The 11,977-nt window shown below is 72.0% G+C and carries 12 protein-coding genes and 1 riboswitch; of the genes, 11 read left to right on the forward strand and 1 reads right to left on the reverse strand.

Annotated features, from left to right (window positions below):
* Positions 1-7: 7 nt before the first annotated feature.
* Positions 8-1,234 carry an MFS transporter gene (locus ACIOGX_RS32815; protein ID WP_356513822.1) on the reverse strand — a complete coding sequence of 409 codons (1,227 nt, stop codon included), beginning with the start codon at positions 1,232-1,234 and terminating at the stop codon, positions 8-10.
* A 158-nt stretch (positions 1,235-1,392) separates the two neighbouring features.
* Between ACIOGX_RS32815 and ACIOGX_RS32820 the strand changes: the two genes are divergently transcribed.
* The 11 genes from ACIOGX_RS32820 to ACIOGX_RS32870 all read left to right on the forward strand — a co-directional run bounded on the left by ACIOGX_RS32820 (position 1,393) and on the right by ACIOGX_RS32870 (position 11,921).
* Positions 1,393-2,604, forward strand: a complete 1,212-nt coding sequence (locus ACIOGX_RS32820) for an ROK family transcriptional regulator (protein ID WP_401918247.1) — start codon at positions 1,393-1,395, stop codon at positions 2,602-2,604.
* 170 nt (positions 2,605-2,774) lie between these two features.
* Positions 2,775-2,905: riboswitch (FMN riboswitch) on the forward strand.
* A 182-nt stretch (positions 2,906-3,087) separates the two neighbouring features.
* Positions 3,088-4,254, forward strand: coding sequence for a bifunctional diaminohydroxyphosphoribosylaminopyrimidine deaminase/5-amino-6-(5-phosphoribosylamino)uracil reductase RibD (gene ribD, locus ACIOGX_RS32825; protein ID WP_401918327.1), 1,167 nt, complete (start codon positions 3,088-3,090; stop codon positions 4,252-4,254).
* A complete protein-coding gene (locus tag ACIOGX_RS32830) occupies positions 4,255-4,920 on the forward strand; it encodes a riboflavin synthase (protein WP_401918249.1) in 666 nt (221 codons plus the stop codon).
* Entirely contained in the window at positions 4,917-5,567 is a 651-nt protein-coding gene (locus tag ACIOGX_RS32835; protein WP_356513815.1) for a nicotinamide mononucleotide transporter family protein, read from the forward strand. The genes ACIOGX_RS32830 and ACIOGX_RS32835 overlap by 4 nt, the downstream gene beginning before the upstream one ends.
* Before the next feature lie 5 nt (positions 5,568-5,572).
* Positions 5,573-6,862, forward strand: coding sequence for a bifunctional 3,4-dihydroxy-2-butanone-4-phosphate synthase/GTP cyclohydrolase II (locus ACIOGX_RS32840; RefSeq protein ID WP_384772959.1), 1,290 nt, complete (start codon positions 5,573-5,575; stop codon positions 6,860-6,862).
* A gap of 64 nt (positions 6,863-6,926) precedes the next feature.
* Positions 6,927-7,439 carry a 6,7-dimethyl-8-ribityllumazine synthase gene (ribH, locus tag ACIOGX_RS32845; protein WP_356513811.1) on the forward strand — a complete coding sequence of 171 codons (513 nt, stop codon included), beginning with the start codon at positions 6,927-6,929 and terminating at the stop codon, positions 7,437-7,439.
* A gap of 8 nt (positions 7,440-7,447) precedes the next feature.
* Positions 7,448-7,720: a phosphoribosyl-ATP diphosphatase gene (locus tag ACIOGX_RS32850; RefSeq protein WP_356513809.1), complete on the forward strand. Its 273-nt coding sequence runs from the start codon at positions 7,448-7,450 to the stop codon at positions 7,718-7,720.
* An 88-nt stretch (positions 7,721-7,808) separates the two neighbouring features.
* Positions 7,809-8,657 (forward strand): ATP phosphoribosyltransferase, encoded by an 849-nt coding sequence (gene hisG / locus ACIOGX_RS32855; RefSeq protein WP_356513807.1) that lies wholly within the window; start codon positions 7,809-7,811, stop codon positions 8,655-8,657.
* Between the two features lie 112 nt (positions 8,658-8,769).
* Positions 8,770-9,234: a PH domain-containing protein gene (locus ACIOGX_RS32860; RefSeq protein WP_401918252.1), complete on the forward strand. Its 465-nt coding sequence runs from the start codon at positions 8,770-8,772 to the stop codon at positions 9,232-9,234.
* A gap of 210 nt (positions 9,235-9,444) precedes the next feature.
* The gene (locus ACIOGX_RS32865; protein WP_401764509.1) at positions 9,445-10,821 is read left to right on the forward strand and encodes a hemolysin family protein; all 1,377 of its coding nucleotides are present in this window, start codon (positions 9,445-9,447) and stop codon (positions 10,819-10,821) included.
* Positions 10,818-11,921 (forward strand): hemolysin family protein, encoded by a 1,104-nt coding sequence (locus ACIOGX_RS32870; RefSeq protein WP_240046012.1) that lies wholly within the window; start codon positions 10,818-10,820, stop codon positions 11,919-11,921. Before ACIOGX_RS32865 ends, ACIOGX_RS32870 begins: the two co-directional genes overlap by 4 nt.
* Positions 11,922-11,977 lie beyond the last annotated feature (56 nt).

Below are 11,977 nucleotides of genomic sequence, written 5' to 3' on the forward strand. Positions count from 1 at the left end.
CCGTGGCCTACGTCTCCGGGGTGGGGGCCGGCGCGGGCCTGGTGGTGGGGTCGGCGGCGGTCGCCACGGTGCGGCGGTCGCCCGTGCGGAGCACACCCGCGCCCACCATCAGCCCGCAGGCGAGCAGCGTCACCAGGCCGAACGAGACCACGAGCGAGGTCGCGTCCGCGACCGCGCCGATCGCCGAGGGCGCGATCAGGCCCGAGGTGTAGGTGATGGTGGCGACACCCGCGATGGCCTGGCTCGGGTTGGGCCCCGCGCGGCCCGCCGCCGCGAAGGCGAGCGGTACGACCACGGCCACGCCGAGCCCGAGGAACGCGAACCCGGCCATGGCGACCAGCGGTTGCGGTGCGACGACCACCAGGAAGCCGCCCACCACGGCCAGCGCTCCGCCCGTCCGCACGGTCCGTACCGCGCCGAACCGGTCGATCACCCGGTCGCCCGCGAGCCGCGCCACCGCCATGGTGAGCGCGAACGCCGTGGTCGACGCCGCCGCGACGCCCGGCGAGGTGTCCAGCACGTCCCGGAGGTAGACCGCCGACCAGTCGAGGCTCGCGCCCTCCGCGAAGACCGCGCAGAACCCGATCGCGCCGATCAGCAGCGCGGACTTCGGCGGCAGCGCGAACCGCGGCGGCGGGTCCTCCTCGGGCGCGCTGCGCAGGTCGAGCACGGCCTGGCAGGCCAGCAGGCCCAGCACCGTGAGCACGGCGGCGGCGAGCAGATGGTGCAGCCGGGCGTCACTGCCCAGATGGGCCGCGAGGGTGCCGGCGGCGGAGCCGATCAGCGCACCCGTGCTCCACATACCGTGCAGACTCGACATGATCGACTTGTCGAGCCGGTTCTCGACCTCCACCCCGAGGGCGTTCATCACCACGTCCGACAGGCCCGAGGCGGCGCCGTACACGAACAGGGCCGCGCACAGCGTGAGGAGATTCGGCGCCAGGGACGGCAGGGTCAGCGCGAGCGTCCAGAGGGCGAGCAGGACGCGCAGCGCGTTGCGCGAGCCGAAACGGTGGCTGATCCCGCTCGCCAGCGGCATCGCGACGGACGCGCCGATCGCCGGGAAGGCGAGCGCGAGCCCGAGCTGTCCCGCGCTGATCCCGGCGTGGTCCTGGATCCACGGGATACGGGTGGCGAAGCTGCCGGTGACGGCTCCGTGTACGCAGAAGACGGCGGCGACCGCGAACCGGGCCCGCCGCAACCTCTGTTTGTCGTGGACCACTTCAGCCGACATGTGTGCCTGTTCCTCCCCTGTGAGGTGCCCGTGTCCGACGCACCCGGCGGCGCACCGTCGTCGGTGCCGGAGTAAATTATCAGGAACCCTGCCTGATAAATAGGCCTTAATGAGCTGGGCGCGCGTGGGCCGCCCCGGCGATCTGGAAGGATTCCGGCATGGCCGCCTCCCCGAGCACCGCCAGAGCCATCAACGACCGGCTCGCCCTGCGACTGCTCCAGCAGGAAGGCCCGTTGACGGCGGGACAGCTGAAGACGCTGACCGGGCTCTCCCGGCCCACCGTCGCCGATCTGGTGGAGCGGCTCCAGGAGTCCGGACTGGTCAGGGTGGTCGGTGAGACGGGCGACCGGCGCCGCGGCCCGAACGCGCGGCTGTACGGGATCGTCGCGGACCGCGCCCATCTCGCGGCCCTCGACGTACGCACCCACAGCGTCTCCGTCGTGGTCGCCGATCTGCTCGGCGAGACCCTCGCCGAGGCGGTCCTGCCCATCGGCAGCGACACCGCCACGGAAGCCGCCGTCGAGCGGGCCGTGGCCCTGCTGGAGCGTACGGCAGGGAAGGCGGGCTCCGTACCCCTGCACAGCGTGGGCATCGGCGCCCCGGGCCTGGTCGACCCGGTCACCGGCGAACTGCGCGACTCCAGCGGACTGCCCGCCTGGCACCGCAGGCTCGTCGCCGTGCTCCAGGAACGGCTGCCCGCCACCGTTCTGGTCGAGAACGAGACCAATCTCGCCGCGCTCGCGGAACAGCGCCTCGGCGCGGCCCGTGGCCAGGACACCTTCGTCCTGCTCTGGCTCGGCCACGGGGTGGGCGCGGCCGTCATGCTCGACGGCAGGCTCCGCAGGGGCGCCTCCGGGGGAGCGGGCGAGATCGGTTTCCTGCCCGTGCCCGGCACCTCGCGGCTGCCCTCGGCGATCGCCTGTGACGGCGGTTTCCACACCCTGGCGGGCTCGGCGGGCGTCGCCGAGCTGGCCGGGCGGTACGGCATCACGGCCGTCCCCGCGCCTCAGGAACCGCCCTCCGCCGCGCTGGTACGCACAGCGGTGAGAGCCGCCGGGGACGCCCCGGGGGAGCAGGCGCGGTCCGCGGCGGCGTTTCTCGACGACCTCGCCGAACGGCTCGCCCTCGGTGCGGCGGCGGTCAGCGCCGTACTCGACCCCGGCCGGATCGTGCTGGCCGGCGAGGCGGGCCACGCGGGGGGCGAGGCGCTGGCGGCCCGGGTCGAGGAGCGGCTGGCCGCGATGACACCGCTGCGTACGGAGGTCAGAGCCGGGGCGCTCGGCGGCGCGGGCGTGCTGCGCGGCGCCCTGCTGACGGCGCGGGACGCGGCGCAGGACGAACTGTTCGCCCCCCAGCCCGTGAACGGCTGAGATTCGCCCCCCCGCACGTGAAGGGTCGTGGTCCGATCCGCCGCGCCGGCCGCGCGGGCTCGCCACGGCCGCGGCCCTGCGCGTCTCACGGACCGGACCTGTGAGTCAGCCCACAACCCTCCCCCGACTGGCCCACGATCAGCCGTGGCACACTGGTCGGGTACCAGAAGCAGCGCACTCCGGGGTCGGTGCAATTCCGAACCGGCGGTTATAGTCCGCGACCCGTCCGCATCCAGCGGCCGGTTGACCAGGTGAGATTCCTGGACCGACGGTGAAAGTCCGGATGGGAGGCAGTGCGCGGCGGGCCCTCACAGGTACGCCGCCGTCGGCGGTTCGTCCTCGGACGAGCCGGATCTTCGGCCTCGGCGTCCCCCTGTGCGTTCCCGCTTCTCTGTCGTCATCGACAGGCCCCGGAGTCCGTGCCCGAAGAGGCAGGAGGACCCGGTGGCCACGGAAACCGACGTCGTGGGCGACGCCGACGCCATGCGTCGCGCCATCGCGCTCGCCGCACGCGGACTCGGTTCCACCAGCCCCAATCCCGTCGTCGGATGCGTGATCCTCGATGCCTCGGGACGCCTCGCCGGCGAGGGATTCCACCGGCGCGCGGGCGGCCCGCACGCCGAGATCCACGCGCTGCGCGCGGCCGGTGAACGGGCCCGCGGCGGCACGGCGTACGTCACCCTCGAACCCTGCGCCCACACCGGCCGTACCGGACCCTGCGCCCAGGCGCTCATCGACGCCGGTGTCGCCCGGGTCAGCTACGCCGTCGCCGACCCGAACCCACAGGCGGCGGGCGGCGCCGACACCCTGCGAGCGGCCGGACTCACCGTCACCCGCGGGCTCCTCGGCGAGGAGGCAGAGGCGGGCAACGCGGCCTGGCTCACCTCCGTACGCCACGGCCGTCCCCACGTCCTGTGGAAGTACGCGGCCACGCTCGACGGCCGGATCGCCGCCGCCGACTCCACCAGCCGCTGGATCACCTCCGCCGAGGCGCGCGCGGATGTCCACCGGCTGCGCGCCGAGGCCGACGCGGTCGTGGTCGGCTCGGGCACCGCGCGCGCCGACGATCCGCATCTCGCCGTACGCGGCATCGAGGGCGCCGTGCAGCCGCTGCGGGTCGTCGTCGACACCGACGCGACCGCCGTGAAGCCCGGGGCCCGGGTGCTCGACGGCGCGGCGCCCACCCTGATCGCGATCGCCGAGGACGCCGACGCGGGGGAACTGCCCGAGGTCGTACGGCTGCCGCGGGCCGGACGCGGTCTGGACATCCCCGCCCTGCTGGCCGCCCTGCACGCGCGCGGCGTCCGCTCCGTACTCCTCGAAGGCGGCCCGGCCCTGGCCGGCTCCTTCGTCGCCGCCGGAGCCGTCGACAAGGTCGTCGGCTATCTCGCCCCCGTGCTGCTCGGCGCGGGCCGTACGGCACTCGGCGACGCCGGAATCAGCACCATCGGCGAGGCGTTGCGACTCCGGATGACGGAGAGCGTACGGATCGGACCCGACCTGCGGATCACCGCGGTCCCCGAGCCCGGACACGTTCCCGGACCCATCCCCGGACACGGACACGGACACGGACACGGACACGGATCCGGATCCGGACAGGCGCTCGCACCCGCGCCCGCCATGAATGTCCCCACCACGAAGGAGCGTTGAGTGTTCACCGGAATCGTCGAAGAACTGGGTGAGGTCACCGCCATCGAGAACCTCGGTGACTCCTCACGCTTCCGCCTCCGCGGACCCGTCGTCACCGAGAACGCCAAGCACGGCGACTCGATCGCCGTCAACGGTGTCTGTCTCACGGTCGTGGACTTCGAGGACGGTGAGTTCACCGCCGATGTGATGGCCGAGACGCTGAACCGCTCCAGCCTCGGCGCGCTGGAGACCGGCTCCCGGGTCAACCTGGAGCGGCCCGTGGCCGTCGGCGGCCGGCTCGGCGGGCATATCGTCCAGGGCCATGTGGACGGCACCGGCACCGTCGTCGAGCGCACCCCGTCCGAGAACTGGGAGCTGGTCAAGGTCGCGCTCCCCGCCGGCCTGTCGCGCTATGTCGTCGAGAAGGGCTCGATCACCGTCGACGGCGTCAGCCTGACGGTCGTCGACGCCGGGCCCGACTACTTCACCATCAGCCTCATCCCCACCACGCTCGCCCTGACCACGCTCGGTATCAAGGGACCCGGCGACCCGGTCAACCTCGAAGTCGACGTCCTCGCGAAGTACGTCGAGCGGCTGCTCGGCAGCGGCACGGGACGAACCGGGGAGACCGGCACGGCGCCGACCGGGGAGACCGGTACGGCACAGACCGAGGAGTCGGCCCGGTGAACGCTCTGACCTGGCTGAACGGCGAGGCCTTCACGGCCTTCGGCCAGCACATCCTGTGGTCCGACATGATCGGCAACACCATCGGTCTGGCCGCCCTCGCGCTCGGCTGGCGGCGCTCGATCTGGACCTGGCCCGCCCAGTTCCTGTCCGGCGTCATCCTCGTCGGCGCGTACGCCTCCGCCCACCTCAGCGGCGGTGTCGGCAAGCAACTGCTGGTCATCGGTGTGGCGTTGTGGGGCTGGCGGCAGTGGCAGCGCGGCAGGCGGCAGGCGCAGGACGGCTCGATCGCCGTACGGTTCGCCACCTGGCGCGAGCGCGGGGTGCTGCTCGGCGGTACGGCGCTGGGCACCCTGGCGGTCGGCGGCCTCTTCTCCGCCGTCCCCGATCTGTCCTGGAACCCCTGGCCGGACGCGTACATCTTCGTCGGCACGCTCGCCGCGATGGTCGCCCAGGCCCGTGGACTGGTCGAGTTCTGGTTCGCCTGGCTGCTCGTGGACATCGTCGGCGTCCCGCTCGCCTTCAGCAGCGGACTCGCCTTCTCCGGCCTCGTGTACGTCATCTACCTCGCCCTCGTCCTCTGGGGGATGCGCGACTGGTGGCTCCGTTCCCGCGCGACCGCCCCGGCTCTGGAAGGAGCAGCAGCATGACCGCACTGCCGACCCAGCCCACCTGGTACTCCACCGACAATGTCGAGGACCTCTCGCTCGACCCCGTGGAGCAGGCCATACGGGAGATCGCCGCCGGACGCCCGGTCGTGGTGGTCGACGACGAGGACCGCGAGAACGAGGGCGATCTCGTCATCGCGGCCGAGATGGCCACCCCCGAGATCATCGCCTTCATGATGAGCGAGTGCCGCGGACTGATCTGCGCCCCCATGGAGGGCGCGGAGCTGGACCGGCTCGAACTCCCGCAGATGGTCGGCCACAACACCGAATCGATGCGTACGGCCTTCACGGTCTCCGTCGACGCGTCGGCCGCCCATGGCGTCACCACCGGTATCTCCGCCGCCGACCGGGCCACCACCCTCCGGCTGCTCGCCGCGGGGGACGCGGAGCCCGGTGACTTCGTCAGGCCCGGCCATGTCTTCCCGCTGCGCGCCAAGACCGGCGGGGTGCTCGTACGCAACGGTCACACCGAGGCGGCCGTCGATCTGGCGCGCCTCGCCGGGCTGCGTCCCGCCGGGGCGATCGTGGAGATCGCGGGCGAGGACGGGGTGATGCTGCGGCTGCCCGAGCTGATCCCGTTCGCCCGCAAGCACGGCCTCACGATCATCTCCATCGAGGATCTGATCGCCTACCGCCGCACCTCGGAGCCCACGGTCCGCCGGGAGGCGGAGGTACGCCTGCCCACCGTCCACGGCGAGTTCACCGCGTACGGCTACCGCTCCACGGTCGACGGCGTCGAGCATGTCGCGCTCGTCCACGGCGACATCGGCGACGGCGAGGACCTGCTCGTACGGGTCCACTCCGAATGCCTCACCGGCGACATCTTCGGCTCGCTGCGCTGCGACTGCGGCCCCCAGCTCCAGGCGTCCATGGAGCGGATCACCAAGGAGGGCCGCGGAGTCGTCGTCTATCTGCGCGGCCACGAGGGCCGGGGCATCGGGCTGCTGTCCAAGCTGCGCGCGTACGAGCTCCAGGAGCGCGGCCACGACACACTGGACGCCAACCTCGAACTCGGCCTGCCCGCCGACGCCCGCGACTACGCGGCGGGCGCGCGGATCCTCGACGACCTCGGGGTCCGCGGGCTGCGGCTGATGACCAACAACCCCGACAAGACGACGGCGCTCGTCCGGCACGGGCTGCGGGTCACCGGACGCGAGCCGATGCCCGTCCAGGCGGGGGAGCACAACCTCCGCTATCTGCGCACCAAGCGCGACCGGATGGGACACGACCTGCCGTGGCTGGACGCGTCCACCGCGTCCGCCTGCGACAACCAGTGACCACCCACCGCACCATCCACCACACCACCCAGAAGACCAGCGGCGAACAGCTTCGAGGAGAGACGTGAGCGGCAAGGGCGCACCCGAACTGAGTGTGAAGAACTGCGGAGACCTCCGGGTCGCCGTGATCGCGGCGCAGTGGCACGAGCAGGTCATGGACGGCCTCGTCGACGGCGCCCTGCGGGCCCTGCGGGACCTCGGCATCGACGAGCCGACCCTGCTCCGCGTACCGGGCAGCTTCGAGCTCCCGGTCGTCGCGAAGGTGCTGGCCGGCCGCGGCTACGACGCGGTCGTCGCCCTCGGCGTCGTCATCAGGGGCGGCACCCCGCACTTCGAGTATGTGTGCCAGGGCGTGACGCAGGGCCTCACACAGGTCTCCGTCGACACGGGTGTCCCGGTCGGCTTCGGCGTGCTGACCTGCGACACCGAGGAGCAGGCGCTCGACCGGGCCGGGCTGGAGGGCTCGCACGAGGACAAGGGGCACGAGGCGGTCACCGCCGCCGTCGCCACCGCGACCACCCTGCGGACCATCGCCGAACCCTGGCGCCAGGGAGCCACGTCCGGCCGCGTAAAGTGACCCTCACCATGTCCAAGAAGACGTTCGAGGAGCTCTTCGCCGAGCTCCAGCAGAAGGCCGCCGAGGGCGACCCCGCCACCTCCCGTACCGCCGAGCTGGTGGGCAAGGGCGTCCATGCCATCGGCAAGAAGGTCGTCGAAGAGGCGGCCGAAGTATGGATGGCCGCCGAGTACGAGGGCAAGGAAGCCGCCGCCGAGGAGATCTCCCAGCTCCTCTACCACGTCCAGGTGATGATGGTCGCGCGCGGAATCTCCCTCGACGACGTGTACGCCCATCTCTGATTCGCCCATCTCCGAGCACACGCGTCACGTTTCGTCCCGTATCACCTGTTCTGTACAACAGCCCCTTCGCACAAAGGAATCCGACCTCATGCTGCGCATCGCCGTTCCCAACAAGGGTTCACTCTCAGGACCTGCGTCGGCGATGCTCCATGAGGCCGGCTACCAGCAGCGCAAGGAGTCCAAGGAACTCGTCCTGGTCGACCCGGACAACGAGGTGGAGTTCTTCTACCTCCGCCCGCGCGACATCGCGATCTATGTGAGTTCGGGACGGCTGGACATCGGCATCACCGGCCGGGATCTGCTGCTGGACTCCGGCGCCAACGCGGAGGAGATCCTTCCGCTCGGCTTCGCGCGCTCCACGTTCCGCTACGCCACCAAGCCCGGCACCGCGGGCGGCGTGGCGGACTTCGGCGGCATGACCGTCGCCACCTCGTACGAGGGCATCGTCGCCAAGCACCTCGCGGACAACGGCGTCGACGCCTCGGTCGTCCACCTGGACGGCGCGGTCGAGACCGCCATCGAGCTGGGTGTCGCCCAGGTCATCGCCGATGTGGTGGAGACCGGCACCTCGCTGCGCAACGCGGGCCTGGAGGTGATCGGCGAGCCGATCATGACCTCGGAGGCGGTCGTCATCCGCCGCAGCGGCGCCGACGGCGAGGAGCCCAAGGTGCAGCAGTTCCTGCGCAGGCTCCAGGGCGTCCTCGTGGCCCGTACGTACGTGATGATGGACTACGACTGCCGCGCCGAACACCTGGAGCGCGCCGTCGCCCTCACCCCGGGCCTGGAGTCGCCGACCGTCTCCCCGCTGCACAACGAGGGCTGGGTCGCCGTCCGCGCGATGGTCCCGGCCAAGGAGGCACAGCGGATCATGGACGGTCTGTACGAGCTGGGCGCCCGCGCCATCCTCACCACGGCCATCCACGCCTGCCGCCTCTGATCCCGCGCCGGTCACCCGGCCACCGCACCCACTCCCGGAAGTCAGAGAACGTATGTCCGCCCCCGTGCCCCAGCCAGGTCCGTCCGGTCAGCCCGCACAGGAACCGTCCGGTGTGTCAGGTCCGTCCGGCCGATCCGGTCCGCCCCCGCTTCCGGTCACCTTCCGGCCGACCCGTACCCGGGCCGTGCTGCTGACCGTCGGCGTGGTCATGTTCGCCGTCATCACGGCCATCGGCCTGGTACTCGACCAGCTGAGCGCGGGGGAGCGGATGAGCTTCATCTTCACGGCCCTGCTGTTCCTCGGGGTACTGATGCTGCTCAGCCGCCCCAAGGCCGTGGCCGACGACACGGGAGTGACTGTCGTCAATATCACGCGCCGCCGCCGACTGGAGTGGGCCGAGATCCTGCGCGTCAATCTGCGCCCCGGCGACCCCTGGGTCTTCCTCGACCTCAGCGACGGCAGCAGCCTGCCCGTACTGGCCATCCAGCCCGGAATCGCCAGGGCACACGCCATCCGCGACGCCCGCGCCCTGCGTGCGCTCGCCGACTCCCACTCCTCCGCCGCCGGCCACGGCTGACCGTACGGCGCCCCATCCACGGCCGTACAGCACTGCCCTCTTCGCCGCTGTCTTGATTACTCTGGTGCCGGAGGCGCCGAGTGCGCCCCGCTCCGCATCCGACGGCCGCATCCGGCCCGCGGGGCACCTGCGACCCGAGGAGTGACTCCCTCCAGCAATGGACGGATCGTCCGGTAGTACCTGCGCCGCCCCCTTCGAAGAGGCGGCGGCATGACCATCCCCCTTCTGCTGCTCGCCGCGGCATTCCTTCTGATCCTCGCCAACGGATTCTTCGTGGCCGCCGAGTTCGGCCTCGTCACCGTGGACCGTCCCGACGCCGAACGCGCCGCCGCCGCGGGTGACCGCCGCGCCCGTACGGTCGTCAGGTCCCTGCGGGAACTGTCCTTCCAGCTCTCCGGCACCCAGCTGGGCATCACCATCACCTCGCTGGTCGTCGGCATGCTCGCCGAGCCCGCGCTCGCCCAGCTGCTGGACGCCCCGCTCTCCGCGACCGGACTGCCCGAAGGGGCCGTCTCCGGGGTCGCGGTGGTGATCGGCATGCTGCTGGCCTCCGCCGTCCAGATGGTGATCGGCGAACTCGTCCCGAAGAACTGGGCGGTCTCCCGGCCGCTCCAGGTCGCGCGGTTCGTGGCGGGCCCCCAGTATCTCTTCGCCACCGTGTTCCGGCCGGTGATCTCCCTGCTCAACACCGTCGCCAACCGGCTCGTCCGGCTGCTGGGCGTGGAACCGACCGACGAACTCGCCTCGGCCCGCACCCCCGGCGAACTGGTCTCCCTGGCCCGCCACTCCGCCCGCGCGGGCACCCTCGAACAGGACACCGCCGATCTGTTCGTACGGACCCTCTCACTCGGCCGGCTCACCGCGCAGCATGTGATGACCCCCCGGGTGAAGGTGAGCGCCCTCCAGGCCGACGCGACCGCCGCGGACGTCCTCAACCTCACCCGTGCCACCGGTCTGTCCCGCTTCCCCGTCTACCGGGAGCGCATCGACGAGATCGTGGGCATGGTGCATCTCAAGGACGCGCTCGCGGTCCCGGTGGAGCGGCGGCTGCGCACCCCGGCCGGCCGGATCGCCGTACCGGCCCTGCTGGTCCCCGAGACCCTGCCCGTGCAGCAGCTCCTCGAACGGCTGCGCAGCGAGCAGCCGATAGCCATCGTGGTCGACGAGTACGGCGGTACGGCCGGTGTCGTCACCCTGGAGGACATCATCGAGGAGCTGGTCGGCGAGGTGCGCGACGAGCACGACGCCGAGGGCGACGGACGGCCGGAACTGGCCCCCGTCGCGTCCGAGGACGGCCGCCCCGCCTGGGACGCCGACGGCAGCGCCCGGGTCCTCACCCTGCGGCGGATCGGACTCGACGTACCCGAGGGGCCGTACGAGACCCTCGCCGGTCTCGTCGCCGATCTGCTGGGCCGTATCCCGGCCCCCGGCGACCGGGCGGAACTGCCGGGCTGGCGGCTCTCCGTGCGCCAGGTGGACCGCTACCGGGCCGAGCGGGTCCGGCTGGTACGGACCGCCGAGCTTCCGGCGGGCACCCCGGCCGATCAGCGGGCCTGTGTCCCGGCGATGGCGGAGGGGCCCCGATGAGCGCCCTGCAACTCGTCTTCGCCCTGCTGCTCGTCCTGGCCAACGGCTTCTTCGTCGGAGCCGAGTTCGCCCTCGTCTCCGTACGCCGCAGCCAGATCGAACCGCACGCCGCACGCGGCTCCGCGCGGGCCAGACAGGTGCTGCACGGTCTGGAGAATCTGCCGCAGATGATGGCGGCCGCGCAGTTCGGCATCACCGTCTGCTCCCTGACGCTCGGCGCGGTCGCCGAGCCCACGGTGGCGCATCTGCTGGAGCCCGTCTTCCACGCCGCCCATGTGCCCGAGGGACTGATCCATCCGCTGGGCTATGTCATAGCCCTCGCGCTGGTCGTCTTCCTGCATCTGGTCATCGGCGAGATGGTCCCGAAGAACCTCGCCATGGCCGCGCCCGAGAAGACCGCGCTCTGGTTCAGCCCCGGTCTGGTCGGTTTCGCCCGGCTGTGCCGCCCGGTGACGGCCGGCCTCGGCGCCTGCGCCCGGCTGGTGCTGCGGGCCTTCCACGTCGAGCCCAAGGACGAGGTGGAGGCGGTCTTCACCAGCGAGCAGCTCAACCGGCTCGTCGAGGACTCGGGCCAGGCGGGACTGCTCGAACCGGAGGCGCAGGAACGGCTGGAGGACGCCCTGGAGCTGGGCAGCCGCCCGGTCACGGACGTACTCCTGACCCGCGCCTCCCTGGTGACGGTGACCCCCGCGGTCACCCCGCGCGAGATCGAGGAGCTGACGGTACGCACCGGCTACTCCCGCTACCCGGTCTGCGCGGAGGGCGGCGGGGCCTTCATGGGCTATCTGCATGTCAAGGACGTCCTCGATCTGGAAGCCGGCGAACGCGCCGTGCCGCAGCACATCTGGCGGCCGATGGCGACGCTGCGGGCGGAACTCCCGCTGGACGACGCGCTCACCGTGATGCGCCGCGCGGCCTCGCATCTCGCGCAGGTCGCGGACGCGTCCGGCCGGGTGCTCGGTCTGGTGGCCCTGGAGGACGTCCTGGAAATGCTGGTCGGTGAGGTACGCGACCCGTCCCACCGGGCGACGGCGGCGCCGAAGCCGGCCCTGGTGGGTGAGCAGCGCACGGACCAGTCCGATCAGGTCCTGGCACGCTGACGGGACGGTCCACGGCAGGCGGCGCGCCCGAGGCGAGAGTGCCGACGGCGCGCCGC

This window comes from Streptomyces sp. NPDC088147 (assembly GCF_044741565.1).
Classification (GTDB): domain Bacteria; phylum Actinomycetota; class Actinomycetes; order Streptomycetales; family Streptomycetaceae; genus Streptomyces.